Raw genomic sequence first — 23,512 nt, 5'->3', positions numbered from 1 at the left:
CTTAATTAAATCTATAAGATAAAAAAAATCAAGCTAGCTTCAGCTTGATTTTTCTTTTAAATTTTCCAGATACGATACAGCTTCATCAAAAGTATCCACAGGAACTATTTTCATTTTCGTACCAATATCTTTAGCCGCTATAAGTGCTTCTTCATAGTTCGATCCCTTTGCACCTTTTTCAAACGGAGCAAAGAAGATTTCCGCACCTGCCTTATCCGCAGCTACTACTTTCTGCTGGATTCCCCCGATTCTACCTACCGTTCCGTCGGGACTCATTGTGCCTGTACCAGCTATTTCATACCCTTTTGTCAAATCTTCCTCGGTCAATTGGTTGTAGATTTCCAAAGAAAACATAAGTCCAGCCGATGGTCCGCCGATTTCCTCCGATTGTACTGTTACATCAGGCTCAACGTCGATCTCTTTGTCATCCACAAGCTGGATCCCTACTACCGGTCGATTGCTGCCATCATCCAGTGCCTTTAGTGGAATTTCCACTGAATTCGTCTTCCCATTCCGTTTATATGAGAGCTCGACCTTATCCCCTGGCTTTTTTGAACTAACATATTCAATGAATTCATCAGATGATTCAAATTCATTACCATCTACCTTGAAAACTAGATCGCCAGGCATAAGCTTGCCTTCAGCAGGCATTCCATCCATTATCCTTAATACATAAACTCCTTTATAGTTGTAGCCAACTGGTTTTCCCGCTTTTTTATAGGCGACCTCTATTGCCGATGTCTTCGAGTTATCCATCATGTGCAACTGGCGAATATTATATTCTTCGTCCGATTCATTTTCCGCCCTTATATCTTCTACTGGAAAGATTTCCTGGTATTTGCTCAGCTTGGCAATAACATAGGCATAAATATTCGCTCTTCCCATCCTGACTGTCGTCAGCATGAAACTTCCTTCTTCATCATAACCGTCCTCAACCTCGACAATCGGTTCCAGCTCCTTTGCCATTCCCGGTTTTGTAACATAGTAAGGCAAGTAAAAAAGAGCGCTAGCCATTATTAATATAGCTGCCAATATAGACAGACCTATTGACTTTTTTCTGCTCATTCTGTTTGTGGCTCCTTCCATTGTTCAATGCACTTTCTTATCTTATCAATGTGCTTTTTAGCTTCTTCTTCACCGATTGCGATGATTTCTTCAATATTAGTGAATGCTTTTGAATTAAACATTTCAACTGGCGGCCTGAGCATTACATCTGAAGCAACCTCTCGATTTGCGACCAGCTCCATTTGCATGATATCAATACTCTGCATGATCACATCGAAAATTGAGGTAACATCCTCGTTTTTGATCTTCACGCTGGATACATCCACTGCGATCACAATATCTGCTCCCATCTCCTTAGCGACAGAAACAGGAATCCGGTCAACAACTCCGCCATCAACGAACAATCTTCCGTCCAGCTTTTCGGGAACAAAAATTCCCGGGATTGCGATGCTTGCCCTTACAGCTTCCGCCACAGGTCCTTTTGTAAAGACGACCTTCTCACCTGACATTAGGTCTGTTGCAACAATGCCAATCGGGATATCCAGCTCCTCGATCATTTTGCCATGGGTGAAAATCCTGATGAGCTCCTTCACCCTTTTGCCGGCGATAAATCCCATCTTAGGGACCGTAAAATCGAGATAATACTTCCGTTTGAACACACGCGATAGTTTATAAAGCCGGTCGACGTCAAGGCCCGCACCGTAAAATGAAGCCACTAGTGCACCCATGCTGCTCCCGGCAATCAAGTCGATTGGGATGCCTTCATCTCTTAAAACTTTTATGACCCCCAGATGGGCAAACCCCCGTGCCCCTCCTGATCCAAGAGCTAAACCGATCTTTGGACTTGCCAAAGCTTTTTCCTCCCTTAAAACCATGAATTTTTCGATACAGACTAAACTTGGTCTAATTTGGAGTTCAGCGAGTATATTGATTTATATGAGGACAAGGCTGACAACTAATCATTATTTATGTATTTTTCTGGCTCTTTTTGCAAACTTTTTGCTGTGACAACAAAATAAAAATGAATCCCTTGCGGCCTCATTTAAACATAGCCCGGTACATATAAGAATGCTAAAAGCAATAATCAACGCGAACACTGCCAGCTTTCAAAAGAATAACAAGTTTGAACGCCTTCTGCATACGGTCCGGTAAGTACAAATACCGGATCTTGAATGGAAAACGATCCCTCTGGTGAGTTTCCCTCTATTTTACCATTGATTAATACAGTTTCACAGCAAGACCGCAGGAAGGAGGATTTTAGGTGCTAAAATCAAGAATGAAAACACTTTTCCTTGCAGCCTCCGTCACTTTACTGGCTGCTTCACTCATTTCTTTTCCCCAGCAATCCTTTGATGCATCGATTAGAGGCTTGAATATGTGGTGGGAAATTGTCTTCCCCTCACTCCTTCCTTTTTTCATCGTTTCCGAAATGCTGATTGGATTTGGTGTCGTTCGTTTTATTGGTGTTTTGCTGGAACCTCTGATGAGGCCGCTGTTCAAGGTACCAGGTGTCGGCGGTTTTGTCTGGGCGATGGGCATGGCTTCCGGCTTTCCTGCCGGCGCAAAGCTGACGGCCAGAATGCGCCAGGAAGGGCAGCTGTCAAAAATCGAGGCAGAAAGGCTCGTATCTTTTACTAATTCATCTAACCCACTATTCATCTTTGGCGCAGTATCAGTTGGGTTCTTTTATAATGTCCAGCTCGGTGTTATTTTGGCCCTGGCCCACTACCTGGGAAACATCAGTGTAGGGTTAGTTATGAGGTTCTACGGCAGGAATGAAGAAAATGCCACAAAGGAAAAGGGTCGTAACCTTACGATCAGGGATGCATTTGCCGCCTTGCACAGGACAAGGATAAAAGACAATCGCCCGATAGGAAAACTGCTGGGTGACGCCGTGATGTCCTCGATCCAGACCTTGTTGATGATTGGCGGTTTCATTATCTTATTCTCGGTTATTAATAAACTATTATTCCATCTTCACATTACCGCATTCCTGGCCGAATTCCTCGAAATGCTACTGGTGATGCTTGGTATGACAGAAAGCTTGAGCCTTCCATTCATTTCAGGCCTATTCGAAATCACTCTCGGCAGCCAGATGACCAGCCAGATCCAGGAAGCCACTTTGATGCATCAGGCGGTAATAACCAGCTTCATTCTCGCTTTCAGCGGGTTTAGTGTCCAGGCTCAGGTTGCCAGTATTCTTGCCCAGACAGACATACGCTTCAAACCTTTCTTTTTTGCAAGAATCCTTCACGGAATCTTTGCGGCATTCTATGCGTTCATTTTATGGAAACCAGTTTATGAGCGCTACTTTGAAGATGGCCAGCCTTCGAATGCCCTGCCGGTAATGGAATACCTGACTTCGGAGGGCAGCCGCCTGGCAGACGCACACAATATGCTCACCACTGCAGGCCCTTTGATTACAATCGCCAGTTTACTTGTTTATGTCTGGTTACTTGGAAATCGCCTATTAAAAGAGAAATAACGGGCATCTCTGCCCGTTATTTCTTCTCTTCATTCTTGAATTTTCTTAGCAACGCCTCTTCGACCTCAGGCGGAACCAATTCTGAAATTTTCCCATCATACTTCGCAACCTCTTTAACGATACTTGAACTCAAGAAAGAATACTGATTGTTTGTCATAATGAAAAAAGTCTCGATTTTATCACTCAGCACTCTGTTCATGGATGTAATTTGCATTTCATACTCAAAATCCGAAACAGCGCGCAAGCCCCTAATAATGGCATCGGCGTTAACGCTCTCTGCATAATCAACTAATAACCCCTGGAATGAATCTACTTTTACATTTGGAATTCCCTTCGTCACCTGTTCAATAAGCTCTATTCTTTCCTCTACCGTAAACAAAGGTTGCTTTGAAGAATTATTCAAAACAACTACATACAGCTCATCGAATACCTTAGCTGCTCTAGTAATGATATCCAAATGTCCCAATGTAATGGGATCGAAACTGCCTGGACATACTGCCACTCTTGCCACTTAAATTTCCCCCTCAACATCTGCATCGACTTTATAAAGAGTAATTCCGATTATTCCATAACTTTCGTTTCTTGACTGTACTAGCACCCCTACCTTATCTGGCAAGGTGATATCAGAAGCATGCTCGCAGACGATCAACCCATCATGATGAATAAGCCTTTCTTTTTCAATCAATTCCAACAGCTTGACCAGCTGCTGTTTTTTATATGGGGGATCCAAGAATATATAATCGAACTTTAGATCTCTTTTTTGAATGGCCTTCAAAGCCCTGACAGCATCATTTCGGTATACTTCTGCCTTTTCTTCCAAACCGCAGGATTTAAGGTTTTCATTGATGATATGTATTGCCTTGCCTTCACGGTCGACAAAAATTACTTTCTCCAGGCCTCTGCTTAGAGCTTCAATTCCAAGCCCTCCGCTTCCAGCGAATAAATCAAGGCCCAATCCTCCTGTAAAATAAGGCCCAATCATATTGAACAGCGATTCCTTCACTTTATCAGTAGTAGGCCTAGTAGACGTTCCGGGTACCGCTTTCAAAACGCGGCCCTTCAAATCACCTGATACAACTCTCATATTTATATCCCTCAATCATTTAAACATTTTTAACTTATGTAAATTACTCCCTTATCCTACCACACATATAAAAAATTAACCAAATAAGTGTATATCCCTTCCTAATGTGGAAATAATGATGATTAACAACATCAATTTGAGGATGTTGTTGCCAACCGCGGAGAAGACTTACGTTTCCCCATAAGTTCTTCCTCCGGTTTCTCCTCTCCCTTTGCCTTCTATCCTGTTGACAGGATATAGAAGGACCCTGCAGAAACTGCAGGGATTTTTTTTTTGCCTTAAAAAAGATTGCAAATAATTATGTTTCAAGAAATAACCTTTCATCACTTTCCGAAATTTGCACCTTAAAGATCGCATGAAGCCAGCGCTTTTCCAGGTACCATTCTCCATTCAGGTACTGGAATGGATTTTCAAGAATCCCGAAGCTTTGGCCATCTAGAATGAATGTTTTATTCTTCAGGTTGAAGGAGTATTGGCTGTTGTCAGATGAGAGTTCCACTGCATTAAAATCAGTTCCTATTTTTGCTTTATACCCTAGAGCAGCCATGGTCGGCACTAATGGAAATAGTTGCTCCTTGCCTTTGATCACAACCTCCAGTTCATCCTTTTCATTTCCATTTACGATGACACTCCTTGAGTCTGTGAAAAGCATTGGAAATCCTGCTTGACCTTTTTGGCTGTTTTTTAAGAAGAACTTTGTGTTCATCCCTTTGATTGATGATAAATACTCATCGAGCAAGCTGACATCAAGATTTCTCTCTTTGGAAAAATAGGTGACAAATGCAGCAGTTTCTTCTGTTGTCAAAGCATTCGCCAGCTCTCTGGCCATCGCTTTGCTTTTGGCAGTTTCCGGTTCCTGTTTTGTAACCAGTGAAGCGAGTGCCTCAATAGTCCAGCCTTCTTTGCCCCTGTCTGTTCCAAACTTGGAAGCCAGGAAGGCGGTTGCCAATTGCCGCTCAATTCCCTTGTCGGTCAGCATGTTTCCAACCAGCAACAGCCCGTTTCCATGGATCGCCCTTTGATCCTCTGTAATGACTACAGTTAAATGATTGTCGGAAAAGGTGCCAAGACTGTCAAATTCATAAATGACCTGTTCCTTCTTACTGATATAATAATCGATACCCTTTTGACCATTTAGTTTAAAAAGCGGCTTTTCCTGCCAATATAGCGAAGGAGTTGAATGAACTCCTTCAAACACATAATAACGCAGTAATTCCGTTTGCTTAAAGCCCTTCAATGGAAGCCCGGCAGCCCATGTCCCTTTTCTGTTATATTGGTCTATTATCTCAATTCTCGTCTTGTTGACCGCTGCTTCCTTCAGTACAATCATCCAATCATTCAAAAGAAGCGAAAGCCCTGGACCAGTTTTTAAAATGTACTCAAACTGAAGCTTTTCTCCTTTAGGCAACAATCCATCCCCGCATGGATTCTCTTCTGAATCGGTGCATTTAACCTCGGCAGCCTGTGCCGGGATGACTGCCTGGTATTGCCGGGTCGACTCCAGACCATAAAAAACCTGCTTTACTAGAAGCTGGTTCGACTCCACCTTCACCGAAGTAACGATAGAGGTTTCTTCCTTTCGTTCAGCTGGTTTGCCTCTGTCTTCCGAAAAAGCATTCCATTGCCATAGAACAGCTACGCAAATAACTATGAATAATCCTGAGGTCATCAGGATAGACACCTTTTTCATCGTTTTATCCCCACTCTCTACTACTAATAAAATAGCAAAAACAACGGAAGAGCGTAAGACAAAGTTTTCACTTTTTTAAAAGAATCAAGTCTGACAAACGCTTCAATTTTCTGTTCACAAGTGGTAAAGTATGATGGAATGATAAGTTGGAAGGGGTAATTTAGATTGATTCAGCGTTTTATTGAGCTTGGTGAAGGATATTCTGATCTTTACGAATTAATAGAAACTGCCAGGGCAAACCAGCATAGATTGATGCATTTGATGGCGATCCATACAAAAATAAACGAAAAAGATGTAAGTTCCCTTGTCGTTGTGCTAAAGCCAACCGACCCTGGGAAATTCCAGGCACTATATGTCTGCAGGGAAGGTATCCCAAACCCCCATGTCCTTAAAAACAAACGCTTTGACATGTTTGCAGAAATGGCTGCTGAACTTGTCAAAACCATCATTGAATTTGATGCCAAGCCATCGACGATGTTTGCCGAAAAAGAGTTGTACTATCAGCACCTTATTGGCATTTTAAGGCTAAACCACTATATTCCGCCTTTACAATAAAATCAAAATAAAAAGGTGAGGGGCTCCCCCTCACCTTTTACTGTTAATCATTTGCTCTATAAGTACGGTTCTAAATTCCCATCTTATAATCATATTCTTTTGCTTTATCAGGGGAAGAGTTTTCGAATTCCATCTTTAAGAATGGTTTATAGGAAGGTTCCACCTTTTTAACAAACGAATATGAATTGATTTTTTCCATCAGCGACTCTGCCTCTTCCAAATTGCAATATATAACTGCATATTTCAATTTTTTCGAGACAAAATGAACATTGCCAAATCTTCTGAGCATCTTGGCCTGTTTTAATGAATACAGCCAGACGATGATTCCCTGCCTCTGTCCTATCATATTCTTTTCCCCTTTGGTAAACGTTTGCTTTGTACTAGTCTAGCATATAAAAACCAGTTTTTTCAATAATCAATCCTTTTTACCCAACTATTGAGGGCAAACGAAGCTTAATTATAAGAAAAAAGCATGGATAATCCATGCTTTTGGCAACGATTTACGCAGAGCACCCGCAACTTCCTCCGCTGCCGCAGCCGCCTCCGCAAGAGCTTTCGAAGAATGGATTCCCGGTAGGAACTTTCACGCTCTCCGAAACGGATCGGCCGATGATCACGCTAACTTCATCAAGCAGACTTTGCAGGTCATTTTCCGCTTTCTTGAATTCGGCTATTACCTCATCCATGTCCAGCTCTCTTTTCACAATCCTGATCTGGCCCATGACTTCCTTATAGTCAGGATGGTACTTTCCGAAACGCTGAACCTCTTCATAACGTTCCTTCATGTCCACAAATTTACGGACCTTCTTCTGTGTCTCAGGATTGTTTTTAACATTATATAAACATTCCCGATAATTCTCGGCAATATCAGATTGTAAAATCATGCTGACTAACTGTTCAGCTTCTTCCAACAATAAAACTCTTTCTGATGTAACAGCAAGCAATGCTGGCTCACCTCCGAACCTCATTTTACCATGAAACTGCCAGAAAAGCGAAACTTTCCGGACCGGCCAACTGAAAGCCGTCATATGCCTGCTTAATTTACTTTCTAAAATAATCAAAGCTTTCCTCATTCAGAAGAAAGCTTTGTCATGATTGGGAATTCATGCTTGAGAACATATGCATCATCATTGAGGCCATCTGGACATTGTTGGAGAATTTTTGAACCTTATGCGGGATTGTTTTTTCAAAATGGTGCAGTGCAGCGATCTCTGCAGAATAAATATCCCGTGGATCTCTGCTCAGCTTCCTGTACCAGTGTGGCTGGGATCGGACAAACTCGATCAATTCTTTATTCGATCGTAATTGCTCCATAACATCTTTACGCATTTTCAGCCTCCATTCTAATCCTGCCTAAAGGAAAAAGGATGTGCAGGCCCCGAGCCTTTAGATGGCTGCTGGCCGCCTTTACTGCCCTGAAACTGGGAAAGCACCCCCTGAATCGCACCGAGCGCCTGGCTTATATTATGAATTTGTCCTTGCACCTGCTCTGGGTCCATATTTTTCACAGCACCCATTATCGTCCCTAACCAATCCGTCTTCTTTTCCTTTTCTTCGCTTTTTTCGTCCTTTTCATTCATGCTTTTGTTCCATTTTGGATCATCATCACCGAGCAGGTACCAATCTTCATACATTTCCTGCCAGGTTGTATTTCCCTTCCTGACCTCCTGCACGAGCTCTGGGTGGGTTTTTACAAATTCCTTGAACTTTTCTACAGAGGGATGCAGTTTCTTTTTGGCCATAGCTTTCACCTCACAGTGTAACAAATGCCTATAATAGCATATGAAACTCAACGGTATTGGTGAAGGACCTCAATGAGAAATTGTTGTTCTAAGAGAAACCTTCTGGTTATTCGTGCTTTCCTGGCAATTTTAATACCTGCTTTATTGTCGCCCACTACTTAAAAACTTCATCTAACTTTTTTAAAGTGTTAAAATAATACACAGATTAGAAAATGGCTTTTTTAAAATAATGATTTTCATTCGAAATTTAAGTAACAGGGCCATAAAGAAAGAGGTAAAAATATAGTGGAAAAAGAATTGAAAAAGCTTCTAGACGAATGCATCTCGTTATCGGGCGAGCAGGAACTTGAAGCTCTCAGAACGGTGCTGGCCGGAGTTAAAAATAAACTAAGCGGGAAAAACAGTACGTATATCGACGGCCTTCTGCATATGGACAGAAGACTCGATCATGAAACTTGCGAAATTGATATTCCGATTACAAATGTGCTCGATAATACCCTTGGCATAGTACATGGCGGTTTTACTGCCACGGTACTAGACACAGCGATGGGCACACTTGCCAATAAGCTGCTGCCAGAAGGTTACGCCGCTGTCACATCTCAAATTAACATCCATTACCTTGCGCCAGGTATCGGTGACAACCTCCATTGTAAAGCTACGCTGATTCATAAAGGAAGAAGCACTGTCGTCCTTGAAGCCGATGTTTTCAGATCCGATGGGAAAAAAATCGCGCATTCATCAGGCAGCTTCTTTGTTGTAAAAAAACAGCATAAATAAGGTGATCAATAATGGTTACAGCAATTGCGATTCCGATTGTCCTGGCCTATTTTTACTGGCTGACGAAGAAAGAAATGCAGGCGAATTTCCAGGAATGGATCGAACTTGAAAATATTCCTGAAGAAGCGATCGTAAGCGGAAGAATCATCGAAGTCAATTCATATAAAGAGCGTTTCTATTATCATCGGTTTAATCATATAACACTTTTAAAAATCAACACAGGAATAAAGGAATTAACCGTTAAAAAAGTGACGCCATTGAGAAAAGGCGCAGTTCCACCTCTATTCCATGAGGGGGATTTGGTACATCTTTACGGCAGCTGGAAACAAGGTTTCTTTTCAATCAACAGGGCCATCAAGCAAAAGGAAGGAGCATGACCTCTTTTGGGTCATGCTCCTTCGCTATACTTAATGAATGAATGTAAAATAGCAATTACTGTGGTTCTTCCCATGTTTTCAAGAAGTTCTGGGTATAATGCCTTTGGTATACGCCAACACCAAGATGCGTGAATTCTTCGTTCAATAATGCCTCACGGTGGGATTCACTATTCAGCCAGCCTTCAACAACCGCTGGTCCATCTGTATAGTTAGCTGCAATGTTTTCCCCAGCCAATTGATACAAGATCTCTGCTGCTTTTAGCCTTTCAGATAAATCCCCGTGTTTTTCAGATTCATGTGAAAAATAGTCCTCAATGGCCATATCCTTGCTATGGGCATAGGCAACTTCTGCTGTTCTTTCATCCCATTCAAGTGTTTGAAGCTCATGCCTAGATCTGATCGCATTTGTAATGTCCAGGATTTGTTTTTCGAGACCGGCTTCAATCCTGATCCAATCCCCTTCCGACAATACAGGCGGTTCGATCAGCGTTCCTCTGTAGACCATTTCATATGGACGCTGTTTGACGATTGTTTCCTTATCCATATAACGGATGCTCGAAACAGAACTAGTGAACTTATCGATATAGAGCTGAACAAAGTATTCCCCCATTTTTATAATGGGACGAGTGTTCATATCCTGCTCGGACAGCTCGAACTTATAGGAGCTTCCATTATATTCAAATGTTACATCAGGTTCAATGACATTCATAGAGAAAATTTCTTCAATCGGCTGGCCAATTTTAAATGGCTGCACATTTACCGAAGGACCAATGCCGTAAGCCGTCACAACCTTATCATTCAAGACACCAGCCTGGATATATTCTTCAGGATCATTGTTAAAGATCCACCAGTGGAAGCCATACGCTGAAAGGTCAACTCTTGTAGGTTCACCTAAGGCCGCCTTAAGAGAGTCAATATCCTTCCCCAACAAGGAACCAACACCTTGTGAAGGCTGCTCAATACCTTCGCTGATACTTTGTTCATTGATATCCTTTTTAAGGGATTCATCTACTTTAGGAGTGGATTTCTCTTCGATTACCATTTCCTCATTATCTTCCTTGTTATATCCCATGTATAATCCAATAAGTAAAAAAATTGCGGCAAAAACTAATATCCTTGCAATAGTTCTCAGGTAGATCCCCCCTTTTTGACTGTGCCAGATACACGAATGTGAGTCAAAAGACACTATGATCTCTCTATCACTATATGAGTGATTTTTGAAATTATTATATCATTTATAGTGTTCGTTTTAATAGAAGTGTTCTATGGGACATAAAAAAATTATTGAACTGTAACACGATTGACACTACTGCTTTCAATATCTCTGGTTATCCTACTTTTAACATATCGCTTTCCCGATGTAAAATCAAACAACACCCTTACGGAATATAAGTGGACAATTACCGGTGAAATGATGGTAAAAGGCACCCAATATGAGTGCCTTAGTCTATTGCATATGGTTTCCTGGCTCTGAAATTTCTGATAGGGCGTGCTGGGCTTGTTCGTCTGTCAGTTCGTTTACGGCAAAGTCTCCTAACGCTACGATTCCTACTAGTTTTTCACCTTCAACTACCGGCAGCCTTCTTATTTGATGATCCGCCATCAGTTTAGTTGCTTCTTTAGTGGACATATCAGGTGTCGCTGTAACGAGATGGTCACTCATGACACTTTCAACCTTTGATGACGGCGGATGTTTTTCTGCTATTCCTCTAATGACAATGTCCCGGTCGGTAATCATACCTACAAGCTTATCCTCGTCCACAATTGGGATGGAACCAACATTCCATTCCTTCATTTTAACTGCCACTTCGAATACATTGTCCAACAAAGTACAGGTTTCAACATCGCTAGTCATGATATCACGGATTTTACGCACTATCTTTTCCTCCTTATGAATCAAAGCTTAGCCTACTCACTGTTAGGTTAGCCCGTATGATGCTAATTATGCCCTCAATTACATAATTCTTATTTCTCTGCTTCCTGGTTCATAAGCAGAAGAAGAAAGCAGAAATTCGCTTTTATATTCATTGCAACTTAAGCATATTTTTACTATTATTAAATTTGAGATATAATCTATTTTAGGCGATATTACTGCAGTGTGTTTTTAGGAGGGAAAAGGATGAAATTCGAAAATACAGGTATTGAAAACCTGAAGGCGGACTTGAACCGACTTGATGAGGTTATGTTAGAGCACGGTCTGGTACGTGAAGGACAATGGGACTATGAGAGAGTAACCTATGACAAAAAGATTGTAGTCAAAGAAGGAACATTTTATTTGCGTGTCCAAGGCTATGCTCATGAAGGTGATATCGGCTCACACAAAGCGATCATTAAGTTAATGACTCCTTTGCTGGGAAAACATTACTATCCGCATGGCGTTGAATATGGTGAAGGTGAGCAATTCCCAAAAGCACTTGTCAGCCAGTGCGAAAAGCTTTTAAACGATGTGAAATCTGAAGTAGAAAAGTTTGCAATTTAACATAAAAAAGGCGCAATTATTGCGCCTTTTTTATATTCAGTCCCATTATGGAGACATCAATCTTCTTCGGCAAGATAGAAGTCAGCAGCACAACCTCCTCTTCAATATTCTTCTGGAGCTCCATTGCAGTGTAAAGGATTGAGTAATTCCCTACCACAGTGTCAACGTAGACTTTTATTTTCACGTTACCCTGGTCTAGTTCAACAATTACTCCATTATCAGCAAAGGAATTTCTTCGTAAGCGGGAAATCCTGTTTTTTAATTTCGACTGGTAAAAAAAGTGGTTTTCATTTATATTGGCATGCACAATCGCACAGACTGCACGGCATACCTCTCTATATTGCGGAGGCATGGTTTTACTTGACTCCTTCATTTCCTCACCCCTCGCTGTTAAGGTTGCGAAACTTGATTTACATCGGGAGAGATAGAGATGGGATACCTTTCTATCGTTCATCTGAGTGTACTCAATTGCTAAAATTCAACAAAGTTTACAAAAACACATGGATGAAAGCTGATTTTTGTTGTTTCTTATATTAAATGCGTACTATAATTTAATTGTTAAGGTTTTTTACGCTTTTTGCTTAAGTGCCCTCAATACAATGCTTTTTAGAGGTATATACTCTTCAGGAGTATAGAAAGGAGCTTCACTTGTCCGGTATTTTCACTAAACGAACGATCATTATTGCATTAATCACCATCGTAGTTGCAGCAATTCTTTACATTATCCTGCCGGTATCCATCCCGTTGATTGCTGCTTTGATCACCGCTCTTTTTCTCGAGCCTGCGGTAGTTTACTTCCAGAAAAGATTCAAAAGAGGGCGGCACCTTGCAGTCTTGACAATTTTCCTCCTGTTCGTATTGCTCATCATGGTTTCAGGCTATTTCCTGACTACGACGGCAGTCACCGAGGCAATTGACCTGATTGATAATACTCCAGTTTATATAAATGAAATTACAAATGCCTGGTATAAGGCCGAAAATAGCTTTGTTGAGGCTGCCAATGACCTTCCAAGGGAAGTGGTAACCGAAATCAGCAACCGGGCTGAGGACTTTCTCAATAAACTCAAAAATGACATGATTGCATTTATCAATATAGATAATTTGAAGGCATTGCTGACCTACATCCCGAATTTCCTGATCAGCTTCCTGGTCTATTTGATTGCACTGTTTCTTTTCTTGCTGGAGCTGCCATCTTTAAGGCAAGGTGTGTACAGCCATTTGACAGAGAGAACTGCTGATAAGGTCCATTTCATGACTTCACGACTTTCTTACGTTGTATTTGGATTCTTGAAAGCACAATTTCTAGTGAGTGTGATTATTTTTATCGTTGCACTAATTGGGTTGCTTTTCATCACTCCAGAATATGCAATTGTCATGTCAGCGATTATCTGGCTGATTGATTTCATCCCGCTAATTGGCTCAATCGTCATATTGGCGCCATGGTCAATCTTCCACCTGGCAACGGGCAACATCGCCCTTGGAACCCAGCTGGCTGTACTGGCTGTCATTTTATTGATCATCAGGCGAACGGTAGAACCTAAAGTGATGGGCAGCCATATTGGCCTTTCCCCACTATCTACACTGATTGCCATGTATCTCGGACTGAAGCTTTTCGGGTTCATGGGCTTTGTAATTGGACCATTGCTCCTGATTGGTTTCAATTCAGCCAAAGAAGCTGGAATCATTAAATTCAAATTCAAGATTTAAGGACAGAAAAACCCCGGGTGGCTTGCACCCGGGGTTTATTGTATTTCTATAGATTTAGAAAAAATCATAGAAGAATGGCTTGAATGCCGGTATTATCTGCTCAAGCACCTTTACTTCATCTATGTTTCCCTTGAGCAGTTCCAATTCATATAATTCAAGTGGACGTTTATAACCGAATAACATGGCTGTCAGTGTATTGATGTTCGTGTGCAGCCCGCGCTTGGGAGCTGTTACACAGGTTCCTCCCTCTTTGACAGGGTGAAATTTAACCCCATCCTGCCCTATTATATATGTGCCTGCATTCCATGGAGCAGCAGCGTCATCCAGATGAATGAAGATATTCTCCCCTTCATTCCTGTTGCTGAAGGGATATGTTGATAATGCTTTTTCAGCATTCACAATCCTGCCCATGAAATATGGATAAACTTCTGTCTTGAGCTTAGGCTCCTTCAAGAAATACGGGAAAGGATCATGGATGGATGTCAGTATCTCTACTCGTTCTACCATTGAATCATGCTGGCAAATGAAATTCCACAAGCCTTTTCTTGCTTCATGGGTTAAAGAGACGTATTCCTCAACCTTCATGACATTATCTTTAATCTCGTATATCAGATACCCTGCCGCTTCTTTTTTCAAATCATAATAAACAGCAGCTGTTTGTTCGCCGTATATACTCGTGCGCCACCATTCCGAATCTCTTGCGAGCATTGCGCTATGCATTTCTGCATATCGATCATACACCCTCTCGATATCAATGGAGTGTCTTTTCTCTGTATGCCGCTTAATTATTCCCTCCTGTCTTTCTACAGGTTTTAGATTGATTTTCTCAATAGTAATCTTCCTATTGTCAGAAATGATCTCCCACCCAAACCTTCTATAGAAATCAATCTGGAAAGGATGCAGAAAGGAAACTATATTCCCGTCTTGATCCATATCCACCAGCGCCCTTTTCATAAGTGCGTTTACATGCCCTTTACGCCTGTGCTCTGGATAGGTAGCAACACCTGCAATGCCCCCCATTTTCCATTCAAGCTGGCCAATTTTCACCTTCAAAGAAAGAATATGCAATTTGGACGCAAGCTCTTCTCCCTCAAATATCCCAAGCAAGTGATGTTTCTTTAGAGTTTCCAAACGTTTAGGAATATCACTTTCCGGTACTTGATATTGAAAAGCATACATTGATAAATTCATTGACTCCAGATAATGTTCTTCAGATAGAACCTTAATATCCAAACAAATACAACCCCCTTTTTACAATCTAATAGATTCGCCTGTTAAGACTGGAATACCTTCTAAAAATAAAAAAACATTGCTATAAGCAATGTTTTTAGAGTCTATTATGTTCCAAGTATGGCCTTGATGACTGATGTTGTTTCTCCGCCTTTATAGAATACATAAAGAAGCAGGTAAACGGCAACGCCCGTTATACCAGTAAAGAACCAGATAACACTTGTTACAGGACCAAGTTTACGGTGACGCTCTAATTTGTTTTTATATCCTGTGTAAAGTGAAATGATTCCAAGGACCGCCCCAACTGTAGCAAGTGTAATATGGAAAATTAAAAACACAGTGTAATAAATCTTGATATCATCTGGTCCCCCAAATGAAGTATTTCCGATAAAGATTGTCCTTGAAGCATAAATGACAAAGAATATGATCGCGAATATTCCAGCCAGCGTCATGGTTTTGCGATGCTGATCAATTTTTCTTTGTTTTATCTGGGCCCAGCCAATTGCCACCGTGATTGCACTTAAAACAATAAATGTTGTGCTGATCGTGGGCAGGATCGGTAAGTTAGACATATATGTTTACCTCTCAATTCATTATTTCTCCATAAGGTTAATTGTAGGTGACCTGTCCCTTTTTTTCAATATTTGAATGCATATTACTGATAAATTTTCTTTTGGAGAATAAAGACAAATCAGAAAAAATAAAAGCTCCCTTTAAGGAAGCTTTTACAACTCAATTTATTTTACCGGCTGAGGGGCGCTGGCAAGATTGATTGCATCCTGTTCAGCCTGGTTGTCTTCCTCATGGCGGAACCATTGGAAGAACGCATATCCGAGGAAAATGCCATATACTATTTCCTGTATAACCTTCATGATTACTCCGCCAAGCTGCTGATCATGCAGGAGCGAAATAGAACTGAAGGTTTCCGGACCACTAAGATCCAGTGTCGAGAGCATCGTAGGCGGAACACATAATTTCAAGGCCTCACCCCATGCATTCGGATCGGAAAAAGTTGCGTACATTGGTGTATCAGCAAAGATAATCAAAGCACAAGCTGGTGTGATTAGTACACCGTCAGCAAATATATAGCCCATTTTCTTAACGCCGGATAATGTCTGATATTCTTCCAATTTATTGACTAGCGGCCACCACATGAACATCGCTAGTATAAATAGCACCGATGTATAGCCAGCATGGAGCCACATATCCGTTTTTACAAAATCAAAAATCAGCGGGATATGGTAAATCGAGAATATTCCATTGAACATGATCAAAGCAATAAGCGGCTTTGTGAAAAAACGGAACAACGGGTCAATTGCCGGCAACGACAAGAATGATCTCCAAAACCAGTCAGGCAGGCCAAAAATCAAAAGAGGCGGAACAACAAGGTATAGGACAGCCATCTGGATCATGTGCATGTAAAAAGTGATATGTGCCATCAAATCGACAGGCGAACCTTTAATGATATAAAGCACGATGATAGCCGATGTAAAATAAACAGCCTGCTTTCGTGTTGCAGGTACACCTTCCTTGAAACGATCATAGTACTTGTAGACAACCAGATAATAAGCAACTAATAGAGCTGCCATCACCAGAAAATATACTGGACTCCATAATGCTCTGAATCCAAATATATCTAAAGTAAGCATTTGTATTTCACCCCGTCCTGTCTAAGAACTTTACTTTCATTATACTTCCAAAGGTATGGTACTTCAATAAAACGGCTCTGCCATTAAATGTTAGTATACTCGCTTACATAGAAAAAATCGGCTAAAAGCCGATTTTTTCTTTAAGTCATATTACCACCAGATAATTGTTGTGAAAGCAAGAATTGTTACTGCTCCTACAACAACGCCAGAATATAGGAACAGAGTAGGTGCTTCGTGCCCCTTATGGCTCATGTGCATGAAATAGTAGAGCTGGAAGATTACCTGGATGACAGCTAGCAGAAGGATGAACGGAACTGTGAACCAGCCTGAGAATCCTTCATATCCAACTGCAACAAAGGCAACAATCGTCAAGAAAATCATCAATGCAAATGTAACGATTTGGTATCTCATCTCTTCGGCGCTCTTCCTGCGACGATATTCCACGTCTACTCTTGGGTTCCCTGAACTTGGTTGTTGATTAGACATCAGTTTATCCCACCATTCCCATTAGATATACAACCGTGAAGATGAATACCCATACAACGTCGATGAAGTGCCAGTAGAGACTGGCCACATAAAACTTAGGAGCGTTGTAAAGGTTCAATCCACGCTTGGAGTTGCGGACCATCAGAGTAATGATCCACAATAAACCAAATGCCACGTGAGCTCCGTGGAAGCCGACTAGCGTATAAAATGCAGATCCGAAGGCACTACTTGTAAACGTGTGTCCAAAGGTATGAACATAGTGATAGAACTCGTAAATTTCAAGACCCAGAAATGCAGCACCTAGAAGTACTGTAAATCCAAGCCATAGCTGCATCTTCTTAAAATTGAAATTCTTCATATGGTACATAGCATATACACTTGTCAAAGAGCTTGTTAAAAGAAGCATTGTCGCCGTAAAAGCAAGTGGTATTTCAAAGATATCCTTGGCAAGTGCATGTTCAGCACTTGGAACCTTATCTTTCAATGCAAGATAGGTTGCGAAGAGAGTCGCAAACAATACTGTCTCTCCACCAAGAAAGAACCAGAAGCCCAAAAACTTGTTTTTTGCTTCGAGGGTTGCTTTTTCAGGCTCCGCAGGCCATGTTTCATAAGTGAATTTTTCTTCAGCTTGCATTATGCCTTTGCCCCCTTATCATTATCATCGTCCATTAAGTCTTCTTTATGAATATGGAATCCATGATCATCTTTAATCGAACGTACGAACATGGCTCCTAATGTTACAGCCATGCCGAGGATCAGCACTAATAGTCCCCAGCTTGTTTCAGCACGGTACATTGCACCAAATGCTGCGATGAAAAGACCAAGTGATATAACGAAAGGAATGAAAGAGTTATTCGGCATATGAATGTCGCCAAGCGGTTCTGCAGGAGTCATGCCCTTCTTGCCTTCCATTTTCTCCAGCCAGTAAGCATCAAGTCCGCGTACAAGCGGAAGCTGCTTGAAGTTGTAGAATGGCGGCGGAGATGCAATCGCCCACTCTAGTGTACGGCCGTCTCCCCATGGGTCATTCCCAACTTTTTCATTTTTAACTTGTGTGATGATTACGTTAATCAATAAAACAATAACAGCTACAGCCATAAAGAAGGCACCAATTGTACTGATTAAGTTTCCTAGTTCAAGTCCCTGTCCAGGCAGGAATGTGAAGATACGGCGTGGCATACCCATCAATCCCAGGAAGTGCTGGATGAAGAACGTCAGGTGGAAACCAATCAGGAACAACCAGAACGTAACCTTACCCAATGTTTCGTTCAGCATTGTGCCGAACATTTTTGGCCAGTACAGGTGTGCACCTGCAAATAATGCGAATACAACACCACCAACGATAACATAGTGGAAGTGAGCGACAACGAAGTAGCTGTCATGGTACTGATAGTCAGCTGCAGCTGATGCCAGCATGACTCCAGTTACACCACCGGCAACGAATGAAGGAATGAAGGCTATTGCCCAAAGCATCGGAGTTGTGAACTTGATGCTTCCTCCCCACATCGTGAACATCCAGTTGAAAATCTTGATACCTGTAGGAACGGCGATTGCCATTGTCGCTACTGCGAAAATCGCGTTTGCGATCGGTCCAAGACCAGTTGTGAACATATGGTGAGCCCATACCATGAATCCAAGGAAACCGATTAATACAGTCGCGAATACCATGGATGAGTAACCGAATAGACGCTTTCTAGAGAAAATCGCAAAGATTTCTGAGAAAATACCAAAAGCCGGCAAGATCAAGATATAAACTTCCGGGTGACCAAAGATCCAGAAAAGGTGTTCCCAGATAATTGTGTTACCACCATTTGTTACATCAAAGAAATTAGAACCAAACATACGGTCAAAAATCATTAAGAAAAGACCAACAGTCAGTGGAGGGAAAGCAAATAGGATAAGAGCTGATGTTACAAATGTTGCCCAAGTGAACATCGGCATTCTCATATAAGTCATTCCCGGGGCACGCATGTTAATGATCGTTACAAGGAAGTTAATCCCCCCGATTAGTGTACCCGCACCTGAAATCTGCAATCCTAAAGCATAAAAATCGATACCATGCGTTTCAGACGCCATTGCAAGAGAAGCATATGAAGTCCAACCTGCATCTGGAGCTCCTCCAAGGAACCATGAAAGGTTAAGGAATACTCCACCAAAGAAGAATAACCAAAATCCTAAAGAGTTCAAGAATGGGAACGCAACGTCACGCGCACCAATTTGGAGTGGCATGACAGCATTCATAAATGCGAACACCAGCGGCATCGCTGCAAGGAAAATCATGGTTGTTCCGTGCATCGTCAGGATTTCATTATAAAAACCTGCGCTTACAAAATCATTATTAGGTACAGCGAGCTGGATACGGATGAATAGAGCTTCAAGTCCGCCAAGGATGAAGAAGAATCCGCCAGCGATAAGATAAAGGATCGCGATTTTCTTATGGTCAACCGTTGTCAGGTAGTCCCACAAAGTTGCGCCGAATCCCTTTTTCTGAGCATAGGTACTCACAGTTTTACCTCCCTTTCAAACAAATCCCCTTTTATTTCTGGACTTTCAAGCCCATCAGATATTCTGTTAATGCATCAAGTTCTTCAGTAGAAAGCTCAGGATACTTGCCAGTCATCTTGTTTGCTGGCTTGTATGCTTCTGGGTCTTCCAACCATTTCTTGATATTTTCTTCTGACATATCCAAGACACCAGCAACGCGTGAACGATCGCCGAAGTTTGTCAAGTTAGGACCCACACGAGCTGCTTCTGGAGCCGTGTTTGCCGGAGTTACGGCGTGGCATCCGATACAGCTGTTATTGAAGATTTCCTGTCCTTGCTGAGCAGTCGCAGTTTCTGCCTGAGCAGGTTCTTTAACTCCTTGCATATCTGCCACCCACTGATCGAATTCATCACCTGGCAAAGCTTTTACTTTGAAATCCATCAATGCGTGTGAAGGACCGCAGAGCTCAGCACATTTTCCGTAGAAAAGTCCGCCAGCTTCGTCAGCACCTTTACTGTCAAACTCAAGCCAGAATTTATTGATGTTATCAGTATTTGTATCCATCTTTCCTCCAACAGAAGGAATCCAGAAAGAGTGCTTTACATCAGAAGCCTTAAGATTAAAGTAAACCTTTTCATCAGTAGGGACTACTAGCTCCTGGCTAGTGATGATCTCTTCATTTGGATACTCAAATTCCCACCAGTAAAGATTCGCGCGCACGTTAACTACAAGCGCATCAGTCTTTCCTTCAGCGTTTTTCTTTTCCATTGGGGAAACATCCGCCAACTTAAACGTTGCTGCAACTGTAGGAACAGCAAGAATTAGAAGCAATAAGATCGGAATAACAGTCCAAAGGATCTCCAACTTGTGGCTTCCCTCGACCTGCTTCGGAATTTCGTTGTCATTCTTCCTGCGGAACTTCATAATGACATAAATAAAAATGATTGTGACGACAGCAATTACTCCCACCATAATCGCCGTGCTCAACAACATAAGTTCATACTGAGATTGAGCAACTTCACCTGCAGGTCTTAAGGTAGACAGGTATGGCTCACCACAGCCGGACAAGACTAGTGCCATCAATGTGAACAATGACAGCAGACGCCATTTAGCAAGCATCTTCATAGCTTAATTAAACCCCTCTTTCGTAAAAAATCTTATAAATTTGGTTGAAAAAAATATATGGAAAAATCCTCTCTCAACAAAGAGTGAATCTCCTAACAAAGGTTAGATAAGTGTGACAATTACCATAGCGACAAACATGACAGTTAAGTATTGTAAAGAATATACAAACATCAGTTTTGCCCATTTCATATCATCTTTAAGCTTTTCAAGGTAGATTCCCAATACAAGCCATCCAATATTCAGGATTGTTGCCAGAATCATGAATGATATGCCAAGCTCCTGAAGGAAGAAAGGCAGCGGCAACAAAGCGGTAATCCATATATAGATCGACTTTTTCGTCGCTTTAAAACCCTTTACGACAGGCAGCATCGGAATACCAGCTGCACGGTATTCCTCTACTCTTCTCATTGCAAGAGCGTAGAAATGAGGCGGCTGCCAAACAAACACAATGGCAAAAAGCATCCATGCCATTATATCCAGGTTAGCATCCACTGCAGCCCATCCGATAAGGGGAGGAACTGCTCCAGATATGCTGCCGACAATTGTATTAGAAACATATTGCCGTTTTGACCACAATGTATACAGAACAACATAACTAAAAACTCCGAAAAGACCGATTACAGCAGCCGTGACAGTAGTCGTAAGCAATAACGCGGTGCCAATCCCAATCAAAAGGAAGCTCATCAACGCCACTTTTCCAGGCTGGACTCTTCCTGTGACGGTCGGCCTGTCTTTCGTCCGTTCCATTAAATGGTCTATATCCCGGTCGATGTAGTTATTCAGGCTGCATGAACCAGCGACAATCAGCGAAGAACCGATCAAGGTCGCAAGAATCAAATCAATATTATCCAGGAACCGTGCCCCGCTAAAATGTAAAGCAAGCCATAATCCAGTAAAAGTGGTCATGGCATTGGAATTCACAATTCCTACTTTAATGAGTGCAAGAAAGTCTTTCATCATTGTCTTCTCCACGACTGCAGGCTGTCCGTTCTCTAATACAGCTTCTGATAAAGCTTTTGAATTAGACATCCATATCCTCCTTCATCCCTTTTCCTTCAAAATTCCGGAGAGGAAATTTTTACAAAAAAAAGAAGAGTATTTGTACTTTATATTCCCGATAGTTTTCACTATTCTCAACGTGTTAAGGCTGTTAAATGTTTGTGTAGAAAAATAAAGCCTACGTTGTATATTAAATCACACTTCACAACTTTTTTGTGAATTTTTTTTGAACAAAATTTGACTAATTTGTGTCTTACCGCCATTATCCATAAAGTTCATTTTTATTGCAAGGAATTTCAACTTGTTCTTACTAGATTGTTTGAAGAGCTTCTTTTTTTCGAATATACATATTCTTGGATAATATTTTCATGTCTGTAAAATAGCTGGTATGTAATTCCATAATTTATAGCATTTTGTTATTGCCATGTGCATTTTACCGATAAAACGGTTTGTTGTCCATCTATAATAGTAAGTATTGAAATATTAACTATTATTGTGTAGTATCTTAAGTATTGTTTTCTATCCTTTTTCGTCAAAATTCGTTATTATAGGGGTAGAATTTTTTCTTTTTTTACAAGCTTCTTCTATTATACATGTCAAGTTAATTATTTGACAACTTATCGAACTATGAATAAGCAGGTGATGATCATGAATCGTTCCCTTAAGTGGCTGGCTGTTTTAACCACAATTGGGATGCTTTTTGTTTTGCTCGGAGGAGCTTTGGTTACCAAAACTGAATCCGGAATGGGGTGTGGCAAATCCTGGCCCCTTTGTAACGGAGAATTCGTTCCTACTAATATAACTCCGGAATTGGTAATTGAACTTGCCCACAGATTAGTGTCGGGCAGCGTAGGCATTATGGTGCTTATTTTGTCCATTTGGACTTGGAAGGCTATTGGGCACATACGCGAAACGAAGTTTTTAGCAGTTTTATCTTTTTTCTTCCTTGTACTTCAGGCATTGATCGGCGCAGCCGCTGTGGTATGGGGACAATCTGATTTTGTCCTGGCCCTTCACTTCGGAATTTCGCTGATTTCATTTGCTGCTGTACTTTTATTGACGATGCTTATTTTTGAAGTCGATCAAAAGTTTCAGGCTGAAAAGCTGATAATCGATAAACGGATGAGGTTCCATATAATCGGCCTTGCTGTTTACAGCTATATCGTCGTTTATACCGGAGCCCTTGTAAGACATATGAATGCAAGCCTTGTATGTAAGGACTGGCCAATGTGTACGAATGGCGGATCCTTCCTCCCTACCAATATTTATGAGTGGGTACAGATGGGACACAGAGCTGCGGCTGGATTCGTTTTTATTTGGATTGCATATGTGACCTACATTGCCGTCAAACATTACAAACATGAAAGAGTATTGTACTGGGGATGGATCATTTCCATGATTCTTGTGTCACTCCAGGTTATTGCCGGCGCTTTGATTATCTACACAAGGCTGAACTTGTACATCGCCCTGGGACACGCTTTCTTCATCTCTGTTCTGTTCGGAGTATTCAGCTACTTTATCCTATTAGTTTCCAGGAGCAAGAAGAATGCCGCCAGAGTCGAAAACCCTAAACCCGTTGAACTTTCTCCGGCAACGATAAAATAAAAAGCTGCAGCGTATGCTGCAGCTTTTTATTT

General features: G+C 41.4%; 27 protein-coding genes. 7 read left to right on the top strand and 20 right to left on the bottom strand.

Annotated elements, in window-relative coordinates; all coding sequences use genetic code 11:
- Nucleotides 1–39: 39 nt before the first annotated feature.
- Both FOF60_RS08160 and FOF60_RS08155 read right to left on the bottom strand, forming a co-directional pair.
- Nucleotides 40–1,065 carry a SepM family pheromone-processing serine protease gene (locus tag FOF60_RS08160; protein WP_192470247.1) on the bottom strand — a complete coding sequence of 342 codons (1,026 nt, stop codon included), beginning with the start codon at nucleotides 1,063–1,065 and terminating at the stop codon, nucleotides 40–42.
- The gene (locus FOF60_RS08155; protein WP_192470246.1) at nucleotides 1,062–1,880 is read right to left on the bottom strand and encodes a patatin-like phospholipase family protein; all 819 of its coding nucleotides are present in this window, start codon (nucleotides 1,878–1,880) and stop codon (nucleotides 1,062–1,064) included. The genes FOF60_RS08160 and FOF60_RS08155 overlap by 4 nt, the downstream gene beginning before the upstream one ends.
- A 386-nt stretch (nucleotides 1,881–2,266) precedes the next feature.
- Between FOF60_RS08155 and ylbJ the strand changes: the two genes are divergently transcribed.
- Nucleotides 2,267–3,490: a sporulation integral membrane protein YlbJ gene (gene ylbJ, locus FOF60_RS08150; protein ID WP_192470245.1), complete on the top strand. Its 1,224-nt coding sequence runs from the start codon at nucleotides 2,267–2,269 to the stop codon at nucleotides 3,488–3,490.
- A gap of 16 nt (nucleotides 3,491–3,506) precedes the next feature.
- Here ylbJ and coaD read toward each other — a convergent pair whose 3' ends face one another.
- The 3 genes from coaD to FOF60_RS08135 all read right to left on the bottom strand — a co-directional run bounded on the left by coaD (nucleotide 3,507) and on the right by FOF60_RS08135 (nucleotide 6,264).
- Nucleotides 3,507–4,001 (bottom strand): pantetheine-phosphate adenylyltransferase, encoded by a 495-nt coding sequence (gene coaD, locus FOF60_RS08145; RefSeq protein WP_192470244.1) that lies wholly within the window; start codon nucleotides 3,999–4,001, stop codon nucleotides 3,507–3,509.
- Nucleotides 4,002–4,574, bottom strand: a complete 573-nt coding sequence (gene rsmD, locus FOF60_RS08140; protein ID WP_192470243.1) for a 16S rRNA (guanine(966)-N(2))-methyltransferase RsmD — start codon at nucleotides 4,572–4,574, stop codon at nucleotides 4,002–4,004.
- A gap of 298 nt (nucleotides 4,575–4,872) precedes the next feature.
- Nucleotides 4,873–6,264, bottom strand: coding sequence for a stalk domain-containing protein (locus FOF60_RS08135; RefSeq protein ID WP_192470242.1), 1,392 nt, complete (start codon nucleotides 6,262–6,264; stop codon nucleotides 4,873–4,875).
- Between the two features lie 165 nt (nucleotides 6,265–6,429).
- Here FOF60_RS08135 and FOF60_RS08130 point away from each other — a divergent pair, with 165 nt between their 5' ends.
- A complete protein-coding gene (locus FOF60_RS08130; protein ID WP_192470241.1) occupies nucleotides 6,430–6,819 on the top strand; it encodes a DUF7147 family protein in 390 nt (129 codons plus the stop codon).
- A 70-nt stretch (nucleotides 6,820–6,889) separates the two neighbouring features.
- On the opposite strand, the gene FOF60_RS08125 is transcribed toward FOF60_RS08130, so the two are convergent.
- The 4 genes from FOF60_RS08125 to FOF60_RS08110 form a co-directional block, all read right to left on the bottom strand.
- On the bottom strand, nucleotides 6,890–7,165 hold the full coding sequence (locus FOF60_RS08125) for a YlbG family protein (RefSeq protein ID WP_192470240.1): 276 nt from the start codon (nucleotides 7,163–7,165) through the stop codon (nucleotides 6,890–6,892).
- A gap of 154 nt (nucleotides 7,166–7,319) precedes the next feature.
- Nucleotides 7,320–7,787, bottom strand: coding sequence for a YlbF/YmcA family competence regulator (locus tag FOF60_RS08120; RefSeq protein ID WP_192470386.1), 468 nt, complete (start codon nucleotides 7,785–7,787; stop codon nucleotides 7,320–7,322).
- Nucleotides 7,788–7,908: 121 nt separating this feature from the next.
- Nucleotides 7,909–8,148, bottom strand: coding sequence for a YlbE-like family protein (locus FOF60_RS08115; RefSeq protein ID WP_192470239.1), 240 nt, complete (start codon nucleotides 8,146–8,148; stop codon nucleotides 7,909–7,911).
- A 14-nt stretch (nucleotides 8,149–8,162) separates the two neighbouring features.
- Complete coding sequence (locus tag FOF60_RS08110) at nucleotides 8,163–8,561, bottom strand: YlbD family protein (RefSeq protein ID WP_192470238.1); 399 nt, start codon at nucleotides 8,559–8,561, stop codon at nucleotides 8,163–8,165.
- A gap of 285 nt (nucleotides 8,562–8,846) precedes the next feature.
- Here FOF60_RS08110 and FOF60_RS08105 point away from each other — a divergent pair, with 285 nt between their 5' ends.
- Both FOF60_RS08105 and FOF60_RS08100 read left to right on the top strand, forming a co-directional pair.
- Nucleotides 8,847–9,338, top strand: coding sequence for a PaaI family thioesterase (locus tag FOF60_RS08105; protein ID WP_192470237.1), 492 nt, complete (start codon nucleotides 8,847–8,849; stop codon nucleotides 9,336–9,338).
- Nucleotides 9,339–9,349: 11 nt separating this feature from the next.
- Nucleotides 9,350–9,715: a hypothetical protein gene (locus FOF60_RS08100; protein WP_192470236.1), complete on the top strand. Its 366-nt coding sequence runs from the start codon at nucleotides 9,350–9,352 to the stop codon at nucleotides 9,713–9,715.
- 55 nt (nucleotides 9,716–9,770) lie between these two features.
- On the opposite strand, the gene FOF60_RS08095 is transcribed toward FOF60_RS08100, so the two are convergent.
- Nucleotides 9,771–10,787, bottom strand: a complete 1,017-nt coding sequence (locus FOF60_RS08095) for a CAP domain-containing protein (protein WP_225649858.1) — start codon at nucleotides 10,785–10,787, stop codon at nucleotides 9,771–9,773.
- A 375-nt stretch (nucleotides 10,788–11,162) separates the two neighbouring features.
- Nucleotides 11,163–11,591, bottom strand: a complete 429-nt coding sequence (locus FOF60_RS08090; RefSeq protein WP_192470235.1) for a CBS domain-containing protein — start codon at nucleotides 11,589–11,591, stop codon at nucleotides 11,163–11,165.
- 243 nt (nucleotides 11,592–11,834) lie between these two features.
- Here FOF60_RS08090 and FOF60_RS08085 point away from each other — a divergent pair, with 243 nt between their 5' ends.
- Nucleotides 11,835–12,194: a YugN family protein gene (locus FOF60_RS08085; RefSeq protein WP_192470234.1), complete on the top strand. Its 360-nt coding sequence runs from the start codon at nucleotides 11,835–11,837 to the stop codon at nucleotides 12,192–12,194.
- A 16-nt stretch (nucleotides 12,195–12,210) separates the two neighbouring features.
- On the opposite strand, the gene FOF60_RS08080 is transcribed toward FOF60_RS08085, so the two are convergent.
- Nucleotides 12,211–12,567, bottom strand: a complete 357-nt coding sequence (locus tag FOF60_RS08080) for an Asp23/Gls24 family envelope stress response protein (protein ID WP_192470233.1) — start codon at nucleotides 12,565–12,567, stop codon at nucleotides 12,211–12,213.
- A gap of 275 nt (nucleotides 12,568–12,842) precedes the next feature.
- Between FOF60_RS08080 and ytvI the strand changes: the two genes are divergently transcribed.
- Complete coding sequence (gene ytvI, locus FOF60_RS08075; RefSeq protein WP_192470232.1) at nucleotides 12,843–13,901, top strand: sporulation integral membrane protein YtvI; 1,059 nt, start codon at nucleotides 12,843–12,845, stop codon at nucleotides 13,899–13,901.
- Nucleotides 13,902–13,955: 54 nt separating this feature from the next.
- Here the strand turns inward: ytvI and eis are convergent, their stop codons facing one another.
- The 8 genes from eis to cyoE all read right to left on the bottom strand — a co-directional run bounded on the left by eis (nucleotide 13,956) and on the right by cyoE (nucleotide 21,905).
- Nucleotides 13,956–15,134, bottom strand: a complete 1,179-nt coding sequence (gene eis / locus FOF60_RS08070) for a GNAT family N-acetyltransferase (RefSeq protein ID WP_192470231.1) — start codon at nucleotides 15,132–15,134, stop codon at nucleotides 13,956–13,958.
- Nucleotides 15,135–15,238: 104 nt separating this feature from the next.
- Nucleotides 15,239–15,703 (bottom strand): DUF420 domain-containing protein, encoded by a 465-nt coding sequence (locus FOF60_RS08065; RefSeq protein WP_192470230.1) that lies wholly within the window; start codon nucleotides 15,701–15,703, stop codon nucleotides 15,239–15,241.
- A gap of 165 nt (nucleotides 15,704–15,868) precedes the next feature.
- On the bottom strand, nucleotides 15,869–16,780 hold the full coding sequence (ctaG, locus tag FOF60_RS08060; RefSeq protein WP_192470229.1) for a cytochrome c oxidase assembly factor CtaG: 912 nt from the start codon (nucleotides 16,778–16,780) through the stop codon (nucleotides 15,869–15,871).
- A gap of 150 nt (nucleotides 16,781–16,930) precedes the next feature.
- Nucleotides 16,931–17,266, bottom strand: a complete 336-nt coding sequence (ctaF, locus tag FOF60_RS08055; protein WP_192470228.1) for a cytochrome c oxidase subunit IVB — start codon at nucleotides 17,264–17,266, stop codon at nucleotides 16,931–16,933.
- A gap of 4 nt (nucleotides 17,267–17,270) precedes the next feature.
- Nucleotides 17,271–17,900, bottom strand: coding sequence for a cytochrome (ubi)quinol oxidase subunit III (locus FOF60_RS08050; protein WP_192470227.1), 630 nt, complete (start codon nucleotides 17,898–17,900; stop codon nucleotides 17,271–17,273).
- On the bottom strand, nucleotides 17,900–19,771 hold the full coding sequence (gene ctaD / locus FOF60_RS08045; RefSeq protein WP_192470226.1) for a cytochrome c oxidase subunit I: 1,872 nt from the start codon (nucleotides 19,769–19,771) through the stop codon (nucleotides 17,900–17,902). Before ctaD ends, FOF60_RS08050 begins: the two co-directional genes overlap by 1 nt.
- Nucleotides 19,772–19,802: 31 nt before the next feature.
- Nucleotides 19,803–20,876, bottom strand: a complete 1,074-nt coding sequence (coxB, locus tag FOF60_RS08040) for a cytochrome c oxidase subunit II (protein WP_192470225.1) — start codon at nucleotides 20,874–20,876, stop codon at nucleotides 19,803–19,805.
- A gap of 102 nt (nucleotides 20,877–20,978) precedes the next feature.
- Nucleotides 20,979–21,905 carry a heme o synthase gene (gene cyoE / locus FOF60_RS08035; protein ID WP_192470224.1) on the bottom strand — a complete coding sequence of 309 codons (927 nt, stop codon included), beginning with the start codon at nucleotides 21,903–21,905 and terminating at the stop codon, nucleotides 20,979–20,981.
- Nucleotides 21,906–22,523: 618 nt separating this feature from the next.
- Here cyoE and FOF60_RS08030 point away from each other — a divergent pair.
- The gene (locus tag FOF60_RS08030) at nucleotides 22,524–23,480 is read left to right on the top strand and encodes a COX15/CtaA family protein (RefSeq protein WP_192470223.1); all 957 of its coding nucleotides are present in this window, start codon (nucleotides 22,524–22,526) and stop codon (nucleotides 23,478–23,480) included.
- Nucleotides 23,481–23,512: the final 32 nt, after the last annotated feature.

The sequence above is a fragment of the Mesobacillus jeotgali genome, from assembly GCF_014856545.2.
Taxonomy (GTDB): Bacteria; Bacillota; Bacilli; order Bacillales; family Cytobacillaceae; genus Mesobacillus.
This window is presented reverse-complemented; position numbering and strand designations above follow the sequence as displayed.

What these genes read in the sequence shown, in the direction of transcription:
- FOF60_RS08160 (WP_192470247.1), bottom strand. Translation starts at nt 1,065, where the DNA reads ATGAGCAGAAAAAAGTCAATAGGTCTGTCTATATTGGCAGCTATATTA.
- FOF60_RS08155 (WP_192470246.1), bottom strand. Translation starts at nt 1,880, where the DNA reads ATGGTTTTAAGGGAGGAAAAAGCTTTGGCAAGTCCAAAGATCGGTTTA.
- rsmD (WP_192470243.1), bottom strand. Translation starts at nt 4,574, where the DNA reads ATGAGAGTTGTATCAGGTGATTTGAAGGGCCGCGTTTTGAAAGCGGTA.
- FOF60_RS08135 (WP_192470242.1), bottom strand. Translation starts at nt 6,264, where the DNA reads ATGAAAAAGGTGTCTATCCTGATGACCTCAGGATTATTCATAGTTATT.
- FOF60_RS08125 (WP_192470240.1), bottom strand. Translation starts at nt 7,165, where the DNA reads ATGATAGGACAGAGGCAGGGAATCATCGTCTGGCTGTATTCATTAAAA.
- FOF60_RS08120 (WP_192470386.1), bottom strand. Translation starts at nt 7,787, where the DNA reads ATGAGGTTCGGAGGTGAGCCAGCATTGCTTGCTGTTACATCAGAAAGA.
- FOF60_RS08115 (WP_192470239.1), bottom strand. Translation starts at nt 8,148, where the DNA reads ATGCGTAAAGATGTTATGGAGCAATTACGATCGAATAAAGAATTGATC.
- FOF60_RS08110 (WP_192470238.1), bottom strand. Translation starts at nt 8,561, where the DNA reads ATGGCCAAAAAGAAACTGCATCCCTCTGTAGAAAAGTTCAAGGAATTT.
- FOF60_RS08100 (WP_192470236.1), top strand. Translation starts at nt 9,350, where the DNA reads ATGGTTACAGCAATTGCGATTCCGATTGTCCTGGCCTATTTTTACTGG.
- FOF60_RS08095 (WP_225649858.1), bottom strand. Translation starts at nt 10,787, where the DNA reads ATGGGATATAACAAGGAAGATAATGAGGAAATGGTAATCGAAGAGAAA.
- FOF60_RS08085 (WP_192470234.1), top strand. Translation starts at nt 11,835, where the DNA reads ATGAAATTCGAAAATACAGGTATTGAAAACCTGAAGGCGGACTTGAAC.
- FOF60_RS08080 (WP_192470233.1), bottom strand. Translation starts at nt 12,567, where the DNA reads ATGAAGGAGTCAAGTAAAACCATGCCTCCGCAATATAGAGAGGTATGC.
- FOF60_RS08065 (WP_192470230.1), bottom strand. Translation starts at nt 15,703, where the DNA reads ATGTCTAACTTACCGATCCTGCCCACGATCAGCACAACATTTATTGTT.
- ctaG (WP_192470229.1), bottom strand. Translation starts at nt 16,780, where the DNA reads ATGCTTACTTTAGATATATTTGGATTCAGAGCATTATGGAGTCCAGTA.
- ctaF (WP_192470228.1), bottom strand. Translation starts at nt 17,266, where the DNA reads ATGTCTAATCAACAACCAAGTTCAGGGAACCCAAGAGTAGACGTGGAA.
- FOF60_RS08050 (WP_192470227.1), bottom strand. Translation starts at nt 17,900, where the DNA reads ATGCAAGCTGAAGAAAAATTCACTTATGAAACATGGCCTGCGGAGCCT.
- coxB (WP_192470225.1), bottom strand. Translation starts at nt 20,876, where the DNA reads ATGAAGATGCTTGCTAAATGGCGTCTGCTGTCATTGTTCACATTGATG.
- cyoE (WP_192470224.1), bottom strand. Translation starts at nt 21,905, where the DNA reads ATGTCTAATTCAAAAGCTTTATCAGAAGCTGTATTAGAGAACGGACAG.
- FOF60_RS08030 (WP_192470223.1), top strand. Translation starts at nt 22,524, where the DNA reads ATGAATCGTTCCCTTAAGTGGCTGGCTGTTTTAACCACAATTGGGATG.